This is a genomic window from Micromonospora endolithica, from assembly GCF_003626595.1.
GTDB classification, from domain to species: Bacteria; Actinomycetota; Actinomycetes; order Mycobacteriales; family Micromonosporaceae; genus Micromonospora; species Micromonospora endolithica.
The window spans coordinates 59,665-81,731 of record NZ_RBAK01000010.1 but is presented as its reverse complement, the minus strand read 5'-3'; the positions used below and the strand labels follow the sequence as shown (position 1 = coordinate 81,731).

At 72.3% G+C, this 22,067-nt stretch carries 18 protein-coding genes; 8 read left to right on the top strand and 10 right to left on the bottom strand.

Features of this window, described 5'->3' with window-relative positions:
• Positions 1-109: 109 nt before the first annotated feature.
• Positions 110-1,087 (bottom strand): methylmalonyl Co-A mutase-associated GTPase MeaB, encoded by a 978-nt coding sequence (gene meaB / locus D7223_RS22970; RefSeq protein WP_120730647.1) that lies wholly within the window; start codon positions 1,085-1,087, stop codon positions 110-112.
• 29 nt (positions 1,088-1,116) lie between these two features.
• On the bottom strand, positions 1,117-2,307 hold the full coding sequence (locus D7223_RS22965) for an acetyl-CoA C-acetyltransferase (RefSeq protein ID WP_120730506.1): 1,191 nt from the start codon (positions 2,305-2,307) through the stop codon (positions 1,117-1,119).
• A 61-nt stretch (positions 2,308-2,368) separates the two neighbouring features.
• Here D7223_RS22965 and mce point away from each other — a divergent pair, with 61 nt between their 5' ends.
• From mce to D7223_RS22940, 5 genes are all read left to right on the top strand, one after another.
• Positions 2,369-2,842: a methylmalonyl-CoA epimerase gene (mce, locus tag D7223_RS22960; RefSeq protein ID WP_120730505.1), complete on the top strand. Its 474-nt coding sequence runs from the start codon at positions 2,369-2,371 to the stop codon at positions 2,840-2,842.
• A gap of 305 nt (positions 2,843-3,147) precedes the next feature.
• A complete protein-coding gene (gene ccrA / locus D7223_RS22955) occupies positions 3,148-4,503 on the top strand; it encodes a crotonyl-CoA carboxylase/reductase (protein ID WP_120730504.1) in 1,356 nt (451 codons plus the stop codon).
• A 287-nt stretch (positions 4,504-4,790) separates the two neighbouring features.
• Entirely contained in the window at positions 4,791-6,053 is a 1,263-nt protein-coding gene (locus tag D7223_RS22950; RefSeq protein ID WP_120730503.1) for a DivIVA domain-containing protein, read from the top strand.
• Between the two features lie 179 nt (positions 6,054-6,232).
• On the top strand, positions 6,233-8,662 hold the full coding sequence (locus D7223_RS22945) for a coiled-coil domain-containing protein (RefSeq protein ID WP_120730502.1): 2,430 nt from the start codon (positions 6,233-6,235) through the stop codon (positions 8,660-8,662).
• Complete coding sequence (locus tag D7223_RS22940; RefSeq protein ID WP_120730501.1) at positions 8,659-9,828, top strand: AI-2E family transporter; 1,170 nt, start codon at positions 8,659-8,661, stop codon at positions 9,826-9,828. Before D7223_RS22945 ends, D7223_RS22940 begins: the two co-directional genes overlap by 4 nt.
• A gap of 47 nt (positions 9,829-9,875) precedes the next feature.
• Here D7223_RS22940 and D7223_RS22935 read toward each other — a convergent pair whose 3' ends face one another.
• The 5 genes from D7223_RS22935 to D7223_RS22915 form a co-directional block, all read right to left on the bottom strand.
• Positions 9,876-10,679, bottom strand: a complete 804-nt coding sequence (locus tag D7223_RS22935; protein WP_120730500.1) for an alpha/beta hydrolase — start codon at positions 10,677-10,679, stop codon at positions 9,876-9,878.
• Positions 10,680-10,765: 86 nt separating this feature from the next.
• Entirely contained in the window at positions 10,766-11,092 is a 327-nt protein-coding gene (locus D7223_RS22930; protein WP_186832352.1) for a hypothetical protein, read from the bottom strand.
• A gap of 69 nt (positions 11,093-11,161) precedes the next feature.
• Positions 11,162-12,952 carry a 3-hydroxyacyl-CoA dehydrogenase family protein gene (locus D7223_RS22925; protein ID WP_120730498.1) on the bottom strand — a complete coding sequence of 597 codons (1,791 nt, stop codon included), beginning with the start codon at positions 12,950-12,952 and terminating at the stop codon, positions 11,162-11,164.
• A 264-nt stretch (positions 12,953-13,216) separates the two neighbouring features.
• Positions 13,217-14,290 (bottom strand): alpha/beta hydrolase, encoded by a 1,074-nt coding sequence (locus D7223_RS22920; protein WP_420330340.1) that lies wholly within the window; start codon positions 14,288-14,290, stop codon positions 13,217-13,219.
• 107 nt (positions 14,291-14,397) lie between these two features.
• Complete coding sequence (locus D7223_RS22915) at positions 14,398-14,844, bottom strand: FHA domain-containing protein (protein WP_120730496.1); 447 nt, start codon at positions 14,842-14,844, stop codon at positions 14,398-14,400.
• 209 nt (positions 14,845-15,053) lie between these two features.
• Here D7223_RS22915 and D7223_RS22910 point away from each other — a divergent pair, with 209 nt between their 5' ends.
• On the top strand, positions 15,054-16,550 hold the full coding sequence (locus D7223_RS22910) for an aldehyde dehydrogenase family protein (protein WP_120730495.1): 1,497 nt from the start codon (positions 15,054-15,056) through the stop codon (positions 16,548-16,550).
• A 258-nt stretch (positions 16,551-16,808) separates the two neighbouring features.
• Here D7223_RS22910 and nucS read toward each other — a convergent pair whose 3' ends face one another.
• Entirely contained in the window at positions 16,809-17,468 is a 660-nt protein-coding gene (gene nucS / locus D7223_RS22905) for an endonuclease NucS (RefSeq protein ID WP_120730494.1), read from the bottom strand.
• 71 nt (positions 17,469-17,539) lie between these two features.
• Here nucS and D7223_RS22900 point away from each other — a divergent pair, with 71 nt between their 5' ends.
• A complete protein-coding gene (locus tag D7223_RS22900) occupies positions 17,540-18,157 on the top strand; it encodes a DUF4126 domain-containing protein (protein WP_120730493.1) in 618 nt (205 codons plus the stop codon).
• 254 nt (positions 18,158-18,411) lie between these two features.
• Here D7223_RS22900 and D7223_RS22895 read toward each other — a convergent pair whose 3' ends face one another.
• Positions 18,412-18,999 (bottom strand): hypothetical protein, encoded by a 588-nt coding sequence (locus D7223_RS22895; protein WP_120730492.1) that lies wholly within the window; start codon positions 18,997-18,999, stop codon positions 18,412-18,414.
• 526 nt (positions 19,000-19,525) lie between these two features.
• Here D7223_RS22895 and D7223_RS22890 point away from each other — a divergent pair.
• Entirely contained in the window at positions 19,526-19,825 is a 300-nt protein-coding gene (locus D7223_RS22890) for a DUF1540 domain-containing protein (protein ID WP_120730491.1), read from the top strand.
• Positions 19,826-19,922: 97 nt separating this feature from the next.
• Here the strand turns inward: D7223_RS22890 and D7223_RS22885 are convergent, their stop codons facing one another.
• Positions 19,923-21,932, bottom strand: coding sequence for a protein meaA (locus D7223_RS22885; RefSeq protein WP_120730490.1), 2,010 nt, complete (start codon positions 21,930-21,932; stop codon positions 19,923-19,925).
• Positions 21,933-22,067: the final 135 nt, after the last annotated feature.

Genomic DNA, 22,067 nt, shown 5'->3' with positions numbered 1-22,067 from the left:
AGTGTAGAGCCCCGGCCTGAACGATCGCTAAGGAAGTTCGTACCGACGGGTAACCCGACCGGCCGGGCGACGTGGAAGCCGGAAGGCCGACGAGTCGTCCGGGCGGGGGTCAGGAGGCGATCTGGGCGAGCAGGGCGTCGGCCGCCGCGTACGGATCCAGGGACCCCTCGGCCACCTTCGCGGCGAGCGCGGGCAACTCCGTACCGTCGCGCAGTGAACCGATCCGGGCGCGTAGCACGCCCAGCGCGATGGCCTCGATCTCGGCGGCGGCCCGCGCCTCCTGCCGGCGGCGCAGTTCGCCGTGCTCGACCAGCCAGCCGCGGTGCTTGTCGATCGCGGCGGCGATGTCGTCGATGCCCTCGCCCCGGGAGGCGACCGACCGGACCACCTGCGGGCGCCACTGCCCCGGGCCGCGCTCGCCCAGCGCGATCATGCCCTGGATGTCGCGCACCGTGGCGTCGGCGCCGTCCCGGTCCGCCTTGTTGACCACGAAGACGTCGGCGATCTCCAGGATGCCGGCCTTGACCGCCTGGATCGCGTCACCCATGCCGGGGGCGAGCAACACCAGCGTGGTGTCGGCCAGCGAGGCCACCTCCACCTCGGCCTGCCCCACCCCGACGGTCTCCACCAGCACCACGTCGCAGCCGGCGCCCTCCAGCACCCGCACCGCCTGCGGCGTCGCCGCCGACAGCCCGCCGAGGTGCCCCCGGCTGGACATCGAGCGGATGTAGACGCCCGGGTCGGTGGCGTGGTCCTGCATGCGTACCCGGTCGCCGAGGATCGCGCCGCCGGTGAACGGGCTGGACGGGTCGATCGCCAGCACACCCACCCGGTGACCGCGTGACCGCAGCGCCCGGACCAGCTCGTTGGTGGTGGTCGACTTACCCACGCCCGGCGAGCCGGTCAGCCCGACCACCTGGGCCTGCCCGGCGTACGGCGCGAGTGCCGCGGCGATCCGCGGCAGCGTCTCGTCGCCGGACTCGACCAGGGTGATCAGCCGGGCCACCGCGCGGGGGTCGCCCGCGCGGGCCCGTTCGACCAGCAGGGGTACGTCCCGGCTGCGGCGCACGGGCGCGGTGGCCGGCATCGCGGCGCTCTCGACGGCACCGTCCACGATCAGCTCTCGTCCCCCGGCACGTGGATGATCAGCGCGTCGCCCTGGCCGCCGCCGCCGCACAGGGCGGCCGCTCCGGTGCCGCCGCCACGCCGCTTCAGCTCCAGCGCCAGGGTGAGCACCAGGCGGGCGCCGGACATGCCGATCGGGTGGCCCAGCGCGATCGCGCCGCCGTTGACGTTCACCCGGTCCGGGCTGACCCCGAGGTCACGGGTGGACTGGATGCCGACCTGCGCGAACGCCTCGTTGATCTCGATCAGGTCGAGGTCGTCGACGCCCAGGCCGCCCTTGCGCAGCGCGTGCGCGATGGCGTTGGACGGCTGCGAGTGCAGGGAGTTGTCCGGTCCCGCCACGTTGCCGTGCGCGCCGATCTCGGCGAGCCAGGTCAGCCCCAGCTCGGTGGCCTTGGCCTTGCTCATCACGACCACGGCGGCGGCGCCGTCGGAGATCGGCGAGGAGCTGCCGGCGGTGATGGTGCCGTCCTTGGTGAACGCCGGACGCAGCTTGCCCAGCGACTCGGCGGTGGTGTCCGGCCGGATGCCCTCGTCCTCGCTGATCACCAGCGGGTCACCCTTGCGCTGCGGGATGGACACCGGGGCGATCTCGTCGGCGAAGTGCCCGTTCTTCTGGGCGGCGGCGGCGCGCTGGTGGCTGGCGGCGGCGAAGGCGTCCTGCTCCTCCCGCGAGATGCCCCGGGCGGTGCCGTGCCGCTCGGTCGACTCGCCCATCGAGCAGCAGTCCCACGCGTCGGAGAGACCGTCCAGCGCCATGTGGTCCTTGACCACGACGTCGCCGTACTTATAGCCGGAGCGCTGGCCCAGCAGCAGGTGCGGGGCGTTGGTCATCGACTCCATGCCGCCGGCGACCACGATGTCGAACTCGCCGGCCCGGATCAGCTGGTCGGCCAGGGCGATCGCGTCCAGCCCGGAGAGGCAGACCTTGTTGATGGTCAGGGCCGGTACGGACATGGGTACGCCCGCCTCCACGGCGGCCTGCCGGGCCGGGATCTGCCCGGTGCCGGCCTGGAGCACCTGGCCCATGATCACGTACTGCACCTGGTCGGGGGCGACCCCGGCGCGCTCCAGCGCCGCCTTGATCGCCACGCCGCCGAGCGTGGTCGCGGGGAGGTCCTTGAGGTTGCCCAGCAGCCGCCCCATGGGGGTGCGCGCGCCGCTGACGATCACCGAAGCCATACCTGCCTCCGAGGGGGTACCGACCTGTACGCCTTAACGATTGTTCGGCCAGACTAGCGCCATGGCTGAGAACTCCCCCGTCGAGCCCGCTGCGGACTACGTCACAGACATCGGGTTGCGACGCATCGACCATGTCGGTATCGCCGTCGCCGACCTGGACGCGGCGATCGACTTCTACCGGCGCACGTTCGGCATGCGGTGCGTGCACACCGAGACCAACACCGAGCAGGGCGTACGCGAGGCGATGCTGGCGGTGGGCCCGACCGCCGAGGGCGGTTGCGTGCAGTTGCTGGCGCCGCTCTCGCCCGAGTCCACGATCGCGAAGTTCCTCGACCGCAACGGTCCCGGGGTGCAGCAGGTGGCGTACACGGTGGTGGACATCGACGCGGCCTGCGCGGCGCTGCGGGAGCGCGGGCTGCGGCTGCTCTACGAGACCCCGAGGCGCGGCACCGCCGACTCCCGGATCAACTTCGTGCACCCGAAGGACGCCGGCGGCGTCCTGGTGGAGTTGGTCCAGCCCGCCCCCGGGCACTAGGTGCAAGGAAGGGCCCCCGGTTAACGCCTGGCGTTGTACCGGGGGCCCTTGTTAACCGCTCCGACGAGCACCCGAGCACGGCATTGCGCGGTACGCGGTCGAGCCGGGCAGCTTCACGCATCGGCCGATGCAGTTTTTCACAGAGCACTTCCCGCCCTAGCTACCGTTCAGTAACGTCCGGCCCCACAGCAGCGTGGCCGGCGCCGGATGTGTCGGACGCCGACATGGTGAGCGGGCCGCACCGGCGCCGACGATGGCAGCACCCGTGCCGGTGACGTACGGGTGCGGACGAACGGGAGGTCGACGTGCAGGACATCCTCGAAGCGATCATGGCGGCAGAGGGCTCCGGACAACCGGAGCGGGAGTTGGCCGGCCTGGCCTCGATTCCGGTACCGGAGTCCTACCGCGGCGTGGTGGTACGGGCCGACGAGGCGCGGATGTTCGACGGCATGGCCACCCGGGACAAGGACCCGCGCAAGGCCCTGCACGTGCAGGAGGTGCCGACCCCCGAACTGGGTCCGGGCGAGGCCCTGGTCGCGGTGATGGCCAGCGCCATCAACTACAACACCGTGTGGACCAGCATCTTCGAGCCGGTGTCCACCTTCTCCTTCCTCCGGCGCTACGGCCGCACCTCCGAGCTGGCCAGCCGGCACGACCTGCCGTACCACGTGGTCGGCTCGGACGCCGCCGGCGTGGTGCTGCGGGTCGGTGCCGGAGTGAGCCGCTGGAAGCCCGGCGACCAGGTGGTGGCGCACTGCCTCTCGGTGGAGCTGGAGGACGCCGCCGGGCACGACGACACGATGCTCGACCCGCAGCAGCGGATCTGGGGCTTCGAGACGAACTTCGGCGGCCTCGCCGAACTGTGCGTGGTCAAGGCCAACCAGCTGATGCCGAAGCCGGCGCACCTGAGCTGGGAGGAGGCGGCGAGCCCCGGCCTGGTCAACTCCACCGCGTACCGGCAGCTCGTCTCGCACCACGGCGCCAACATGAAGCAGGGCGACGTCGTCCTCATCTGGGGTGCCTCCGGCGGCCTCGGCGGCTACGCCACCCAGATGGCCCTCAACGGCGGCGCGATCCCGGTCTGCGTGGTGTCCTCCCCGGAGAAGGCCGAGCTGTGCCGCAGGATGGGTGCCGAGCTGGTCATCGACCGCTCCGCCGAGGGCTTCCGGTTCTGGTCCGACGAGCAGACCCAGAACCCGGACGAGTGGCGGCGCTTCGGCCAGCGGATCCGCGAGCTGACCGGCGGCGAGGACCCGGACATCGTCTTCGAGCACCCGGGCCGGGAGACCTTCGGCGCCAGTGTCTACGTGGCCAAGCGCGGTGGCACCATCGTCACCTGCGCCTCCACCAGCGGCTTCCTGCACCAGTACGACAACCGTTACCTGTGGATGCACCTCAAGCGGATCGTCGGCAGCCACTTCGCCAACTACCGCGAGGCGTGGGAGGCCAACCGTCTGGTCGCCCTCGGCCGGGTCCACCCCACGGTGTCCAAGACGTACGCGCTGGAGCAGACCGGCCAGGCCGCGTACGAGGTGCACCGCAACGCCCACCAGGGCAAGGTCGGCGTCCGCTGCCTCGCCCCGGCCGACGGTCTCGGCGTGCGCGACGCGGAGCTGCGGGCGCGGCACGAGACGGCGATCAACCGGTTCCGGGGTCACTGACCTGACGGCTGATGCGCCGATGACCATTGCGGTGAACGGCTATTGCCTTTCCACTCCGGATCCCGGACGTTCATTCGAGGGATAAGGACCGGAACGGAACAAAGGGTCGCGGGGTGAACCCGCGACCCTTTCCCGTGGGCCGGCCCTGACCCGGACCGCGTCCGGGACCTGCCAAGATCGCCGATTCGTCCGGCGTCGCCACGACGCCGAGTTGACCATGTAAAGAGGACGCGAAAGCTCGGGGACGCTCTTGCGGAGGACCCTGGGGCGTCTGCCAGTATGTCCCAATGCCCCAGCAGCAGTCCTCCCCTCTCGCGTTCTTCGATAACGCGAACTCGCAGCCAGATTTCACCGTTGGCCTGCGCGGATACAACACCCACCAGGTCGACGACTTCCTCGGCCGGATGACCGCCGCGCTGACCCAGTCCGAGCAGGCCCGTGCCGAGGCCGAGCAGCGGATGAACGACGCCCAGCGTCGGCTCCGCCAGGCCGAGCAGCGCATGAGTGCGCTGGAGCAGAAGCTCGCCGACACGAACAAGCAGCTCGAAGAGAACAGCCGGCCCACCCTGTCCGGGCTCGGCACCCGGGTCGAGCAGATCCTCCGGCTCGCCGAGGAGCAGGCCAACGACCACCGCAACGAGGCCAAGCGCGAGTCGGAGGGCATCCTGTCCGCCGCGCGCCTGGAGGCGCGGGAGATCACCGACAAGGCGCGCGCCGAGGCGGCGGCCATGAAGGCCACCGCCGAGCGGGAGGCGGGCACCCTCCGCACCGCCGCCGAGCGGGAGGCCGCCGAGGTCCGGGTCCAGGCCCGGCGGGAGGCCGACACCCTGCGGGCGGACGCCGACCGGGAGACCAAGCAGCTGCGTACGGTCACCGCGCACGAGGTGGCCGAGCTGAAGTCCACCGTCGAGCGTGAGGTCGCCACGCTGCGGGCCACCGCCGAGCGGGAGATCACCCAGCAGCGGGCGAAGGCCGCCCGGGAGGCCGAGGAGAAGCGCGCCGAGGCCACCAAGCTGCTCACCGACGCGCGGGACAAGCGCGACAAGGATCTGCAGGCGCTGGAACTCCAGCTCGCCGAGCGCCGGGAGAAGGCCGAGCGCGAGGAGTCCGAGCGGCACGCCGCGCAGGTCGCGCAGACCCAGAAGCTGGTCGGCGAGGCCGAGCAGCGCGCCCGGACGGCCCAGGAGCGCGCCAAGGAGATCGAGCAGCGCGCCGAGGCCCGCCGGGTCGAGTCCGAGCGCACCGCCAACGAGACGGTGGACAAGGCCAAGGCCCTGGCCGAGAAGACCGTCAACGAGGCGAAGGCCGAGGCCAAGCGCCAGCTGACCGAGGCTCGTACCGAGGCCGAGCTGACCACCCAGGCGGCCCGCCGCGAGGTCGAGGACCTGACCCGCCAGAAGGACGCCGTCACCTCCCAGCTCGGCCAGATGCTCTCCGGCCTGGCCGGCATCGTGCCGGGTGTGCCGGCTTCCCCGCCGGCCCAGGCGGCCAAGCCGGAGGCCAAGAAGGACGACGCCGACGCGCGGGTGAGCGCGGAGACCGCCGGCTGACCGCGGCCCGTCCGGGGCATGAATTCCACGGCGCGAGGTGACACCGGGTGACCGGTGGCACCTCGCGCCGTACCCGTTTCCCAACCCGCGGAATGCCCGGGGTCCACCGCAGTGAAGTAGGTCCCAACAGGGGCGTCCGTATCGCCCCAGGAGGCCCGGATGCGTGTGAGGATGGGGGCATGTCGCACGGCGAGGAACTGTTCGCTCTCGGCGGGGACGTGACCACGGAGCCCAGCTTCGAGTCCGCTCTGCGGGGGTACGAGAAACGACAGGTCGACCGGTACGTCGCCCGTGCGGAGCACGAGATCGCGACCCTGGCCGCCGAACGGGAGCAGGCCTACACACAGATCCACAAGCTGGCCGGCCAGGTCGAGGTGCTGCAGCGGGATCTCGCTCAGGTGCGCAAGCAGGCCGGCGTGGTGGACCGCGCCTCCTTCCGCCACCTCGGTCCCCGGGTGGAACAGATCCTGACCATGGCCGAGGAGCAGGCCGAGGAGATCCTGGCCGCCGCCAACGAGGAGATCGAGGCCCGCCGCCACGCCGCGGACACCATCATCGACGAGGCCCGGGAGCAGGCCGCCAAGGCCCTCAAGGACTTCGAGATCGCCCTGGCCGCCCGCCGCACCGAGGAGGAGCGGCACACCGCGGCCCGCAAGGCCGAGGCGGACGCCGCGATGCGGGCGGCCAACGAGGAGTCCGAGCGGCTGCGCAGGACCGCCCAGGAGGCGCTGGCCAAGGCCCAGCAGGAGGCCACCCACCTGCGGGACACCGCCAAGGAGATCCACAACCGGGCCCAGCAGGAGGCGACCCGGCTGCGCGAGGCGGCCAAGGAGGCGCACAACCGGGCCCAGCAGGAGGCGACGCAGCTCCGCGAGGCGGCCAAGGAGGTGCACGCCAAGGCCCAGCAGGAGGCCAAGCGGCTGGTGGACCAGGCGACCGAGGCGGGCCGGGCCACGCATGCCAAGGCGCAGCGCGAGGCGAAGCAGATCGTCGACGACGCCACCGAGGCCGGCAAGTCCACCCGCAACAAGGCACGCCAGGAAGCCGAGCTGGTCACCACGCAGGCCACCGAGGCCGCGAAGCGCAACCGCGCGGAGACCGAGGCGTACGTCCAGCGGATGCGCAGCGAGACCGAGGCGTACGTCCAGCACGCCCGCGCCCAGACGCAGCAGGAGCTGGGTGCCTGGCGGGCCGGGGTGGAGAAGGAGGTCAACGGCCGGCGGGAGGCCGCCGACCGCGATCTGGCCCAGCGCCGCAAGGCCGCCGACCAGGAGTTCACCGCCCGCCGCGACGACCTGGAGAAGCAGTACAAGTCCCGATCCGTCGAGCTGGAGCAGCAGCACAAGAGCCGGCAGCAGGAGCTGGAGTCCGGGTTCGAGACCCGCAGCACCGAGCTGGAGTCCGACTTCGAGACCCGCCGCGCCGAGCTGGAGTCCGACTACACCGCGCGGAAGAACGAGATCGAGCAGGGCGCCGAGGCGATCCGCCAGGCCGCGGAGCGGGACGCGCTGGCCATCCGCCGCCAGACCGAGGAGGAGACCGCTGCCCAGCTCGGCCGGGCCGAGGAGGAGGCCGCCGCGCTGCTCGCCCGGGCCGAGCAGGAGGCCGCCGACAAGCGCCGCCGGGCCGACGAGCACGTGGCCACCTCGCGCCGGCAGTTCGAGGAGTACGCGGCCACCACCCAGCAGCACCTCGCGACCACCCAGCAGCACCTCGCCGCGACGCAGCAGGAGGCGGCCTCCGGCCGGCAGCAGCTCGCCCAGGTGATGCTGGAGATCGCCCAGGCCCAGCAGCAGCTCGCCGACCTGCGCCAGGAGACCTGGACGTCCCGCCAGGAGTCCGACGAGCTCCAGCGCCAGATGGCCGAGCTGCGACTGGAACTGGCGAGCGCCCCGACCCGGGCCGGGGGCACCGACGGCGCGACGGTCCGCACCGGTACGCCGACGACCGCCCCGACCACGACCGGCGTCGCCGCGAACAGCCCCACCGCGGCCGTCACACCGGCCGACGTCTCCACCGCCACCGCCTCGACCGGCGGCACCGGGGCCGAGCCGGTCGGCTCCGGGATCCGCACCGACGGCGGGGCCGGGACGAGCGGAGCCGACGGCGGTGCCCTCGACCTGGCCGGGACCGGCGCGAGCGGGTCGGCCGACGGCAAGGGCGATACCGCAACCGGGACGAGTGGATCGGCCGACGGCAAGACCGGGGCCGGCGCGAGCGGATCAGCCAGCGGCAAGAGCGGGACCGGGAGCGGCGCGAGCGGATCAGCCAGCGGCAGGACGGCACCCGGGACGAACGGGTCGGGTCCCAGCGGGCCGGCCAAGGTCGAGCCGGCGGACGCCGGGCAGCCGGCCCGGGGACGCATCGAGCCGACCGACGACGGGCAGCCGGCCAACGGCAGGGTGGCGTCGGTGACCACGGTCGACGGCGGCACGGCCAGCGCGGGGGTGGACGGGGAGGAGACCGTCGCCGCGGTACCGGGTGAGGGTGGCCGGGACGCCACCGCCACGAAGATCACCAGCACCGGCGAGAACGGCAACCGTCCCGCCAAGCCGACCACCGACGAGCGCACCGCCAAGCCGAGCAAGGTCGTGGTGGAGAAGGAGTGACCGGGCGTGGATCCGCCCGCCGGCGGTCCGACGACACCGAGTCGGGCGGTGCCGACCCGGACGGCGTCCGCCCTGCCGGGGACAGCGGGGCCGACGGCGACCCGCCGGGCGAGGGCTCCGGGCGGTTCGGGCTGCCGGGGCGTCCGCTGCGCCGCAACAGCTTCCTGGTCGGGTTCACCGGTGGGCTGGGCGTGCTGCTCGCGTACGCCGTCTTCCTGGGTCTTCGCAACGCCGCCGGCATCCTGGTGCTGGTGGTGATCGCGCTCTTCCTGGCGGTGGGCCTCTACCCGGCGGTGGTCCGCCTGCGGATGCTGGGGCTCCCGCACGGGCTCGCGGTGAGCCTGGTGACGCTGACCGTCCTGCTGCTGCTCTGCGGTGGGCTGGTCGCCCTGGTGCCGCCGATCGTCACCCAGTCCGGGCAGTTCGTCGAGCAGCTGCCCGGCTACGTGGAGGCCCTGCGCCGCAACGAGACGGTCAACGACCTGGTCGAGCGGTACGGGCTGGTGGAGCGGGCGCGGAACGCGGCCGACGCCGACACGCTCGGGCGGGCGCTGGGCGGGGTGCTCGGCGGCGCGCAACTGGTCTTCGGCACGGTCTTCCGGACGCTTACCGTCCTGGTGCTCACGATCTATTTCCTGGCCTACTTCGAGCGGCTGCGGAACCTGGGGTACGCGCTGGTGCCCGCGTCCCGGCGCGAGCGGGTCCGGCTGATCGGAGACGAGATCCTCACCAAGGTCGGCGCCTACATCGTCGGCGCGCTCGCCATCGCGGTGCTGGCCGGGACCACCACCTTCGTGTTCGCACTGGTGGCCGGCCTGCCGTACCCGTTCGCGCTGGCCGTGGTCGTCGCGGTGACCGACCTGATCCCGCAGATCGGCGCCACCCTCGGTGCGGTGATCGTCAGCCTGGTCGGGTTCGCCACCGACCTACCGGTCGGCATCGCCTGCGTGGTGTTCTTCCTCGTCTACCAGCAGGTGGAGAACTACCTGATCTATCCCAAGATCATGCGTCGGTCGGTCGCGGTGAACGAGGTGGCCGCCCTGGTCGCCGCGCTGCTGGGCGTGGCGCTGCTGGGCGTCGTCGGCGCGCTGATCGCCATCCCGACCGTCGCCGCCGTCCAGCTGGTGCTGCGCGAGGTGATCCTGCCCCGCCAGGACCGCCGGTGAACGGCATCGGCCGGGCCACGAGCCGGCCGGGGGCGGCGCACCGGGGGTCAGTCGCCGGCCGCCGGGCCGGGCACCGGGCGGTCGGCGAAGGCGGCGACGGTACGGTCGGCGTACGCGCTGACGTCGCCGGTCTCCATCGGGCCGTCCCAGGTGGTCGGCAGGGGCACCGCGGTGGCCGGGTTGACCCGCCGGACCACCTCGTCCAGCACGGTCTCCGCGTCACCGACCCAGAGGTGCTTGGCCCCGGGCACCCCGACCACCTCGGCCTGCGGCACCGCCGCGAACCGCTCCCGGGCCTCCTCGGGGCGCAGGTAGTCGTCGAACTCGGGCACCAGGGCGGTCAGCGGCTTGCCGGCCTCCGCCCAGTGCGCCAGGTCCTCCGGCGTCGAGTAGCGCAGCGGTGGCGACAGCAGGATCGCCCCGGTCACCGCCGGGTCGCAGCCGTACTTCAGGGTCAGGTCGGTGCCGAACGACCAGCCGAGCAGCCAGATGTCGGGCAGCTCGTGGAACTCGGCGTACTCGATGGCGGCGGCGACGTCGAAGCGCTCCCCCACCGCGTTGTCGAAGGCGCCCCCGCTGGTGCCGCGCACGCTGCTGGTGCCCCGCGTGTTGAAGCGGAGGACGGCCAGGTCCGCCAGGGCCGGTAGCCGCCAGGCCGCCTTGCGGAACACGTGGCTGTCCATCATCCCGCCGTGGGTGGGCAGCGGGTGCAGGCAGACCAGGGTGGCCACCGGTTCCCGGTCGACGGGGCGGGCCAGCTCACCGACCAGCGTCAGACCGTCGGCGGTGTGCAGCTCGATGTCCTCCCGCCGGCCGGGCAGGACAGAGGACGCGCGGATGGGAGTGCTCACCGGTCCAGTCTCCCGCGCACCGGCGCACCCCGCCCGTCGGGGCGGAAACACGGTGATCCAGATCGCTCGCCGGGGCGGCGACCCGCTCAGCCGTACCGGGGGGCGCTGCGCCCGCGCTGCACGGCCGGACCACGCCGGTCCCGGGCACGCCAGCAGCCGCTGTGCCAGTGCCGCCGGTCGGTCAGGTCGCCCGTCCCGTCGGCCGGCCACGCCACCAGGTGCGCCACGCCGGGACGGATCTCCTGGTCACAGCCGGGGCAGCGGTACGTCTTGGTGGACGCCCCGCCACCGATGCCGCGCACCTGCCACTCGCCGTCGCGCCACTGCTGGACCGAGGCGACCCCCTGACGGGCCCGGTCGGAGTCCAGACCGGCGGTGTCCTCGCGGCGGGGGCGGTTGCGACGGGGGCTCACGGTTTCCAGCGTACGGCGGCAGGAGCGGGACGCCCCCGCCGGCCGGCGCGGGCCGGCGGGGGCGTGCGCTCAGCGGCGGGTGTGGTCCCGGAAGCCCCGGCCGCTCTTGCGGCCCAGGTAGCCGGCGGTGACGAGGTGCTCCAGCAGCGGCGCGGGGGCGAAGCCCGGCTCGCGCAGCTCCAGGTACAGCTCCCGCTGGATGGCCAGCGACACGTCCAGGCCGACGACGTCGAGCAGCTCGAACGGGCCCATCGGGTATCCGCAGCCGAGCTTCATCGCGTGGTCGATGTCGTCGGCGGTGGAGTAGCTGGCCTCCAGCATCTTCACCGCGTCGTTCAGGTAGGGGAAGAGCAGCGCGTTGACGATGAACCCGGACCGGTCGCCGCAGACCACGCCGGTCTTGCCGACCGCCGCGCAGACCGCCTTCGCGGTGGCGGTGGTCTCCACCGACGTGCGGATGGTCTGCACCACCTCGACCAGCGGCATGATCGGCGCCGGGTTGAAGAAGTGCAGGCCCACCACGTCGGCCGGCCGCTGGGTGGCCATCGCGACGTCGATCACCGGCAGTGAGGAGGTGGTGGTGGCCAGCACCACGCCCGGCTTGCAGATCTCGTCCAGGCTGGCGAACAGCGCCTTCTTGACGCTCAGCTCCTCGACCACGGCCTCGACCACCAGGTCGACGTCGGCCAGGTGCTCCAGGGTGGCCGACCAGTTGATCCGGCCCAGCGCGGCGTCCCGGTCGGCCTCGCTCAGCTTGCCGCGCACCACACCCTTGTTGAGCGAGGTCTTGACCGCCTCGAAGACCTTCGCGGACTTCTCCGCGCCACGGGTCACCGAGACGACCTCGTACCCGGCCTTGGCGAAGACCTCGATGATCCCGGTGGCCATCGTCCCGGAGCCGACCACGCCGATCTTGGCGATCCCGCGCGCGCCGTCGGCGAGTGCCGACCGCGTCGCCACCGGCGTCTGGTCGTCCGGTACGACCACCGGCGAGCCGGGCCGTTCGTAGGTGTAGAAACCCCGCCCGGACTTCCGGCCGAGCAGTCCCGCGGTGACCATCTGCTTGATCAACGGCACCGGGGCGTGCCGGCGGTCCCGGCCGCCGCGCCGGTACATGGTGTCCAGGATCTCGTACGCGGTGTCCAGGCCGATCAGGTCCATCAACGCGAGGGGGCCCATCGGCAGGCCGCAGCCGAGCTTCATCGCGGCGTCGATGTCCTCACGGGTCGCGTACCGCGCCTCGAACATGCTCACCGCGTGGTTCAGGTAGCCGAAGAGCAGCGCGTTGGCGATGAAGCCCGCCCGGTCGCTGATCGTGACGTCCACCTTGCCGAGCCGCTCGCAGAGCGCCTCCACGTCGGCCACCACGTCGGCCGAGGTGACCACCGTACGGACCACTTCGACCAGCTTCATCACCGGTGCGGGGTTGAAGAAGTGGATGCCGATCACCTGGTTGGGCCGGGTGGTGGCGACGGAGATCTCGGTGACGCTCAGCGACGAGGTGTTGGTGGCGAGGATCGCCTCGGGCTTGCAGACCCGATCCAGCTCGGCGAAGATCCGCTGCTTGAGGTCCAGGTGCTCGGGCACCGCCTCGATCACCAGGTCCACCGAGTGCAGCGCGTCCAGCCCCACCTGGAAGTCGACCCGGGCGAGCAGGGCGTCCCGGTCGTCCTCGGCGAGCTTGCCCTTGGCCACCGCCCGGTCGGTGGAGCCGGTCAGGGTGACCCGGCCGCGCTCCAGGGCGGCCGCGGAGATCTCCACCGCGACGACGTCGATGCCGTTGCGGGCGAACACCTCGACGATGCCGGCACCCATGGTGCCCAGACCCACCACACCCACTCTGGTGAACTCGCGCGCCACGACCGGCCTCCCCTGGGTTGACTCCGCTTGGTCGACTCGGCCGTCGCAGACATGAACGGCCGCTAAGGTTATGCGCCGGAGTCTGCCACGTGACACTGCGTTGTCGAGACGCCGTGGGATATTTCACGCACCGCGCCCGGGTGCCCGCCTGGACGCGCTCCGGGGCCCGTTGGACGCGCGGTCGGGTGCCCGCGGAGGCACGCTCCGGGGCCGGTGTGCACGCGCGGCTCCCGGTGCCGCCCGCGGGGCGGGGGCGGGCGCGGCTCAGTGGGCGGCCGGTGCCTCCGCCAGCGCCAGCAGCTCGGCGACGAACTCGGCCGGCCGCTCCAGGTGCGGGGTGTGCCCGCAGCCCGGCAGGGCCACCTCCCGGTACGCGCCGCCGGCCGCCGCGTACCGGTCCAGTACCGCCCGGGTCTGGCCGACCATCGGCTGCGGCGGGCACACCTGGGCCCCCGGCCAGCCCGGCACCACGCCGAGCGCCCCCAGGTACGCTAGGTCGAACAGCGAGGTGTCCGAGACGATCACGTCGGCGTCCCCGCGTACCCAGGTGACCGGCGGCTTGACCGGCACGGCGACCAGGTCGTCGGCGATCCGGAAGTAGGTCGGCGCGAGGGCGTTGAGCACGCCGCGTCGTCCCGGTGCGGTACCCGGCCAGTTCTCCGACGGCTCGGCGGTGCCGGGGTAGTTGTCCTCTCCGGTGCGGGTGGACAGCACACCGTCCAGCAGCAGTTCCTCGTCCTCGCCGAGCGACGCCGGGTCGGCCACGTACGCGGTCCGCAGCACACTGCGCGGGCTGGTCGGCGCGTCCGTGCTCCGGTCACCGGCGGCCAGCCGCCGGACGAAGTCGGTGCTCGCGGTGCCGGCGCCGGTGCCGGCGAAGTCGGTGGTGGTCGGCGTGCCGACCAGGTCCCGGGTGGCGCCGAAGCCGTACGGCGACACCGGCGCGGCGAGCAGCAGCCCGGCCACCCGCTCGGGGTGGTCGACCAGCAGCCGCATCGCCACGCCCCCGCCCAGGGAGTGCCCCACCACGACGGGCCGGGCCCCGGCCGGGAAGAGGGACACCTCGTCGAGCAGGGCCGCGACGTCGTCGGCGAAGTCGGCCAGACCACGCGTGGCGTCCACCGGCGCGGCCTCGGTGTCCCCGTAGCCCCGCAGGTCGGGCGCGACCACCCGCAGCGTGCCCGGCAGCCGCCGGATCAGCGGCTCCCAGAAGGCCGACGACGACGCGTTGCCGTGCACCAGCAGGATCGGCGTGCCGTCCGGCGGCCCGGCGACCCGTACCGCCTGGCTGATCCCGTTGGCCGACACGCTCCGCTGCTCGGTGTCCATCCGCGGCATGCTGCCACCCGAGCGGCCGGCCGTCCATGGGCCCGCCCGCCACGATCGGACCTCGGCGGCTGTGGCGGGCCCCCCGACCGCGCCACCCGTCGGACGCGCGCCGGTGGTCAGGTCCGGGCGGCGCCCGCCGGCAGCGCGTCCGCCGCACCGGCCCGGTCCGGCGCGATCGGCAGCGGCAGCGTCGGCCGGTGGTCCCGGCGCAGCGCGCCGAAACTCAGACCCACCGGATCGGTACGCGCCAGACCCGGATCGAAGAACCGCAGATCGGTGCGGCCGAGCCGGATCACGTCACCGTCGACCAGCCGCTCCACCCCGGTGATCCGCCGGTCGTTGAGCCAGGTCCCGTTCGTCGATCCGAGATCGAGCAGCGTCGCACCCTCCGGGTCGAGCCACACCTCGGCGTGTCGCCGGCTCAGGTGCGGGTCGTGCACGACCACGTCCACCGACGAGCTCCGCCCGATCACCAGCCGCGCCGGCCCCAGCCGGAAGCTCAGCCCGCGCATCGGCCCGCCGGCCACCGTCAGCAACGGCAACAGCTCCTGATGTTCCCTCATGGACAGTCCGCCCCCTCACCCCTCACGGTCACCCCGTGCGTCAGCCTGCCACCTGACGGTAGTCGGCTGCACCACCGAGTGGTCATCTCCGCGTCTCCGGCCGGCCAGCTTCCGGTCGAGTGAAGGTCGCACATCGATGGTTTTTGGTGGTGTGCGTCCGCTTCGTCAGGCCCCTACCGACGAGTAGCTCTCGGGTCTAGACTTCCGCCATGACGGCTGTGCGTGTCCCCGGTACCCCGACCATCGAGGACGGTCGACTCGTCTCGACCAGCCCGGCGACCGGTGCGGAGGCAGGGCGATTCCCCGCCGCGAGCCCGGCCGACGTCGAGCGGGCGGTCGCCCGCGCCCGCGACGCCGCCGGCTGGTGGGCCGGGCTCGGTTTCGACGGCCGCCGCGAGCGGCTGCTGCGCTGGCGCCGCCTGCTGGCCCGCCGCATCGAGGAACTGGCCGAGCTGGTGCACCTTGAGGGCGGCAAGCCGGTGGCCGACGCGATCGTCGAGGTGGCCACGGCCGTCGAGCACGTGGACTGGGCCGCCCGCAACGCCCGTCGGGTGCTGGGGCCGCGCCGGGTCCGCTCCCGGCTGGTGCTCGCCGAGTTCTCCGCACACCTGGAATACCAGCCCTTCGGGGTGGTCGGCGTGATCGGCCCGTGGAACTATCCGGTCTTCACGCCGATCGGCTCCGTGGCCTACGCACTGGCCGCCGGCAACACCGTCGTGCTGAAGCCGAGCGAATACACGCCGGCCGTCGGTCAGTGGCTGGTCGACACGTTCGCCGAGGTGGTCGGAGAGCAGCCGGTCTTCACCGCCGTGCACGGGCTCGGTGATGTCGGTGCCGCCCTGTGCCACTCCGGGGTGAACAAGATCGCCTTCACCGGTTCGACCGCCACCGCGAAGAAGGTGATGGCCGCCTGCGCCGAGTCGCTGACCCCGGTGCTGCTGGAGGCCGGCGGCAAGGACGCGATGATCGTCGACTCGGACGCCGATCTCGACGCCGCCGCCGACGCGTGCGTGTGGGGTGCGCTCACCAACGCCGGCCAGACCTGCATCGGCATCGAACGCGTCTACGCCGTCGAGCCGGTCTTCGACGCCTTCGTGGGCAAGGTGGTCGAGCGGGCCGGCCGCCTCACCGTCGGCGCGGACGGCGCCGACATCGGGCCGATCACCATGCCCAGCCAGCTCGACGTGATCCGCCGGCACATCGACGACGCCCTGGCGCGGGGCGGGCGGGCGGTGCTCGGTGGAGCCGACGCGGTGCAGCCCCCGTACGTGCGACCCACCGTCCTGGTGGACGTTCCCGAGGACGCCAGCGCCGTCCGCGAGGAGACCTTCGGGCCCACGGTGACCATCAACCGGGTACGCGACGCCGACGAGGCGGTCGACCGCGCCAACGCCGTCCCGTACGGGCTGGGGGGTTCGGTCTTCGGCCGCCGGCGGGCGGTGGCCGTCGCGCGGCGCCTGCGCTCCGGGATGGCCTCGGTGAACTCCGCCCTGACCTTCGCCGGGATGTCCACGCTGCCGTTCGGCGGTGTCGGTGACTCCGGCTTCGGCCGCATCCACGGCGAGGACGGGCTGCGGGAGTTCGCCCGGCCCAAGGCCATCACCCGGCGGCGGGCCCGCTCGCTGCTGCCGGCGATGACCTTCGACCGCACGCCGGCCGACGTCGACCGCCTGGTCAAGGCCATCAAGATGATGTACGGACGCTGACCGGCCGCCTTACCTCCGGGCGCCCCGACGCCCGGCGCCCGGTACCCGACCCCGGCGCTCGACGCCCTGCCCGGCGCTCGACGCCCGGAGCGCAGCGCTGACGCACGCCGCTTGTTGCTGGCGTCCGACGCCGGTGCTCGGCGCTGGCACCCGCCGTCCGGCGCGCGACGCTGGCGTCCGGCGCGCGACGCTGGCGTCCGGCGCGCGGCACCCGGGCTCGGCACCGTCCGGCGGTTGGGCCGGCGGTTGGGCCGGCGGTCAGAACAGGGTGAGTTCGTCGCGCTCGATGCCACGCAGCTTGTCGTAGTCGACGACCACGCAACGGATGCCCCGGTCGGTGGCGAGCACCCGCGCCTGCGGCTTGATCTCCTGGGCGACGAACACGCCACTCACCGGGGCCAGCAGCGGGTCGCGGTTCATCAACTCCAGGTACCGGGTGAGTTGCTCCACGCCGTCGATCTCACCCCGCCGCTTCACCTCGACCGCCACCGCGCCGGCGTTGGCGTCCCGGCAGAGCAGGTCCACCGGGCCGATCGCCGTCATGTACTCGCGGCGGACCAGCGTGAACCCGGTGCCCAACGCCTCCGGGTTGGCGGCCAGCAGCTCCTGGAGGTGCGCCTCGACACCGTCCTTACGCAGGCCCGGGTCGACGCCCAACTCGTACGAGGTGTCCTGGAAGATCTCCTCCAGGGTGATCCGGAGTTCCTCGCCGGCCTTGTTGACCACACGCCAGACGCCCGGGGCCTCCTCCAGCCGGCACGGCGGGCTCATCCAGTTCAACGGCTTGTACGCCCGGTCGTCGGCGTGGATCGACACCGACCCGTCCGCCTTCACCATGAGCAACCGGGTGGCCGGCGGCAGGTGGGCCGAGAGCCGTCCGACGTAGTCCACCGAGCACTTCGCAATGACCAACCGCACCCGACGAGGGTAGCGGAGGCCCGGCCGAACGCCACCGAGCGGCACTGGCGCGCCGGTGCGATGCTGAAGCGGTGCTTGAAGTGCTCACCGGTACCGGCCTCGCCGCCTCGGCGGGGCTGAACGCCTACATACCCCTGCTCACCATGGGCGTACTGGCCCGCTACACCAGCGTGATCGACCTGCCCGCCGGCTGGCAGTGGCTCGGTAACGGCTGGGTCATGGCCATCCTCGCGGCGCTGCTCGCCATCGAGGTGGTGGCCGACAAGGTCCCGGTGGTCGACCACGTCAACGACGTGGTGCAGACGGTGGTCCGGCCGACCGCCGGCGGCTTGGCGTTCGGCGCCGGCTCGTCCTCGGAGACGGTCACCGTGAGCGACCCGGGCAGCTTCTTCTCCTCACACCAGTGGGTACCGGTGGCCACCGGAGTGGTCATCGCCTTCGGCGTACACCTGCTCAAGTCCGCCAGCCGGCCGGTGGTCAACGCCGCCACCGCCGGAGTCGGCGCGCCGGTGGCGAGCACCGCCGAGGATGCCACCAGCGTCATCATGTCCATCGTGGCGATCCTGCTGCCGGTGCTGGTCCTGGTGTTCCTCGTCGGCCTGGTGTTCTTCCTCGTCTGGTTCCTGCGGCGCCGCTCCGCGCGACGCCGACAACGCGACGCCGCCCGCACAGCCGGCTACCCCGTCTGACACCGGAACCGGTCCCGCCCCCGCCGTCCCGCGATCTTGCACTTGGTGTCGTCGTCCTGCCCTCTTGTGCGCCTTCCGCAGCGACCGAAACCGCACGATCGCCGCCCCCGGGGTGGGCGTCAATGTGAATCTTGGACAGTTTCTGTTCCGGCGGGACGGTAACTGTCCAAGATCTGCACGCACAGATGCCGCTGGCCGGCACCCGGATCTTCGGGTGCCGGCCAGCGGCCTTGTTCCCCCTTGGAGGAAAGCTGTCAGGTGTTCCAGTGCTCGGCGACGAGGTCGGCGGCCTGCTGCTCCCACTGGGCGTAGTGGTCGGGGTAGGCCGACACCTGCACGGTCTGCGCGGCCTCGGTCAGCGGCATGTCCTGCCAGCCGTCGACCTGCTTGAGGCCCTTGAGGAACGCCAGGGTGGAGTACTCGGGGTCGGTGATCTGCTCCACGGTGCCCCAGCCGGAGGTGGGGCGCTGCTGGAACAGGCCCTGCGAGTCGTGGTCGTTGCGGTCACCCAGGTGACCCAGGTTCTCCAGCTTCGACTCCTGCAACGCGGTGGCGATCGACACGACCGCGGCGCGCTCGTCCATGCCGGCCTTCTTCGTCGCGGCGATGATCGCCTTGACGTTGGCGGTCTGCTCGTCGGACAGGTCGATCCGCGACTGCGCGCCCTGCACACCGTGCGGGATCAGCTTGTTCGTGTCGGGCTTGTCGGCCTGCACCGCCACCGCGACCGGGGCGGCGTCGACCGGAGTCGCGGCGTGCGCCGTGGCGGGGCCGGCGAACATGCCACCGGCGAAGGCCAGACCAGCGATACCCAGAACGCTCTTACGCATGATCGTGTTCATCACAGAAGCTCCATTCGGGGGTCGACAACCCACACCACAGGGGGAAAGGGCGTGGGCGTTCGGAAGAAGATTCGGCACACGCGTGTCACGAGCAGGGGGATGCCCGGTGCGTGGCGTCGGGGGGATCCAACGACCGGCCGGCCACCCCCATTCCCGGAGGGGCCCGGACCCCCTCGGATCCCTGCGGAGAACCGCAGGTCGGGGGTGCTACTCGATCGTCCGCATGGTGTAACGACCCCGGCCCGGTCGGCATTCCGCCACCGGGGTGCCCCCGACCACACCCCCGAACCCGACAACCACCCCAAGCGGGCCGGTCTTGGCGCGTCTCCCCACAAAGATCCGCGCAATATTGGACATTAGTCATGCTAATACCACAAGACAGACAATCAGAGCGGTTCGCGAACCTAGTCGAACACACGGAGCGCTCTGCCGGAGGACGGAGCCTGATCGGGTGGGCGGGTCGAAGTCCGACCCCCGAAGCCACCCAAAAGCCTAAAATCGGGGCAAGACCCTAGAGGAGGTTGGCATGACCGCAGCGATGGAGATGCCCCGCGTCCAGGAATGCGTGGTCGCGGCCTGCGCGTACAACCACACAGGCGACTGCCACGCCTTCGCCATCACGATCGGCAGCATGGACCACGCCCACTGCCATACCTTCATCGAGATGCCATCGATGCGGGCCGGGGTGGACGGCCAGATCGCGCAGGTCGGCGCCTGCCAGCGCGCGGACTGCCGGCACAACGAGCAGCTGGAGTGCCACGCGTCGGCGATCAAGGTCGGCCCGGACAACGACCTGGCCGACTGCATGACCTACACCGGCCGCTGACCTACGCCGGCCGCTGACTCGGAAACGCGTCGCCGAACGGCACCGTTGTTAGGAAGGGGCCCCTGTACAACACCAGGCGTTAACAGGGGCCCCTTCCTTACACCCCGAGGCCGTTGGACTCGCGGACGACGGTCACGAGTTCGTCGATGATGCCGGTGAGCGCGAAGTCCTTCGGCGTGAACACCCGGGCCACTCCGGCGGCGCGCAGCGCCTCGGCGTCCCCGGCGGGAATGATGCCGCCGACCACCACCGGCAGGTCCCCTCGTCCCGCGGCGCGCAGCCCGTCGAGCACCGCCGGTACGGCGGCCAGGTGCGAACCGGAGAGCACCGAGAGGCCCACCAGGTCGACGTCCTCCTCGACGGCGGCGGCGACGATCTGCCCGGCGGTCAGCCGGATGCCCTGGTATACGACCTCGAAGCCGGCGTCGCGGGCGCGTACCGCGATCTGCTCGGCGCCGTTGGAGTGCCCGTCCAGGCCCGGCTTGCCGACCAGCAGCCGCAGCCGGCCGCTGCCCAGTTCGCGGGCCGTGCCGGCGACCCGTTCCCGGACCCCGGCGAGGGTCGCGTCCCCGCCGGCCCCGGCCGCGCCCGCGAGGCCGGTCGGTGCCCGGTACTCGCCGAAGACCTGGCGCAGCGCGCCGGCCCACTCGCCGGTGGTCACCCCGGCCCGCACGCACGCGAGCGTCGCGTCCATCAGGTTCGTCGTGGTCGCGGCGTCCGCGCGGAGCCGGGTCAGTGCCGCGTCCACCGCCGCCGCGTCCCGACCGGCACGCCACTGGCGTACGGAGGCGGTGGCGGCGGCCTCGACGGCGGGGTCGACCTGTTCGACGGCCTCGGCACCGGCCGCGGTCAGCGGCGACGGCTCGGTCTCGGTGTACCGGTTGACGCCGACCACCACGTCGGTCCCGTTCTCCATCCGCCGGCGTCGCTCGGCGAGCGAGGCGACCAGGGCGCTCTTGAGGTAGCCGGTCTCCACGGCGGTGACCACGCCGCCCATCTCCAGCACCTTGTCCAGCTCGACGCGGGCACCGGTGACGATGCCGTCGACCAACGCGGTCATCACGTGCGAGCCCTCGAACAGGTCCGGGTACTCCAGCAGGTCCGACTCGTACGCGAGGACCTGCTGCATGCGCAGCGACCACTGCTGGTCCCAGGGGCGGGGCAGGCCCAACGCCTCGTTCCAGGCGGGCAGTTGCACGGCGCGGGCCCGGGCGTCGCGGGAGAAGGTGACGCCGAGCATCTCCAGCACGATGCGCTGGATGTTGTTCTCCGGTTGCGCCTCGGTGAGGCCGAGGGAGTTGACCTGCACGCCGTAGCGGAAGCGGCGCTGCTTCCGGTTCTCGACGCCGTACCGTTCGCGGGTGATCTCGTCCCAGAGCGCGCCGAAGGCCCGCATCTTGGCGATCTCCTCGACGAACCGCACGCCGGCGTTGACGAAGAACGAGATCCGCTGGACGACGTCGCCCATCCGCTCGGCCGGCACCTGACCGGAGTCGCGGACCGCGTCGAGCACCGCGACCGCTGTGGCGAGGGCGAACCCGACCTCCTGCACCGGCGTCGCGCCGGCCTCCTGAAGGTGGTACGAGCAGATGTTGACCGGGTTCCACTTCGGCATCTCGCGCAGGGTGTACGCGATGACGTCGGCGGTCAGCCGCAGCGACGCGGCCGGCGGGAAGATGTAGGTGCCCCGGGACAGGTACTCCTTGATGATGTCGTTCTGCGTCGTGCCGGCGCAGCGGACCAGGTCGGCGCCCTGCTCGGCGGCGACGGTGCCGTACAGGCCGAGCAGCCACATGGCCGGCGCGTTGATCGTCATCGAGGTGTTCATGTCGGCCAGCGGGATGCCGTCGAAGAGGGCCCGCACGTCGCCGAGGTGCGCCACCGGCACGCCGACCCGACCGACCTCGCCGGCGGCCAGCTCGTGGTCCGGGTCGTATCCGGTCTGGGTGGGGAGATCGAAGGCGACCGACAGGCCGGTCTGCCCCTTCGCCAGGTTGCGGCGGAAGAGCGCGTTCGTCGCGGCGGCCGAGCTGTGCCCGGCGTACGTGCGCATCACCCACGGGCGGTCGCGTTCCGGCAGCCGTCCCGGGAGAGCCTTCTCGTCCATGGCCGGAGTCTAAGTTACCGTTCAGTCACCTGGGCTGTGGAAAACCACACAGGTCCATGTGGCGCACATCCGGGTGCAGAGTGCGCGAGCTGGCCCGGACCGCCACACCCCGGACGTCGCGCGGTCACCGCCAGG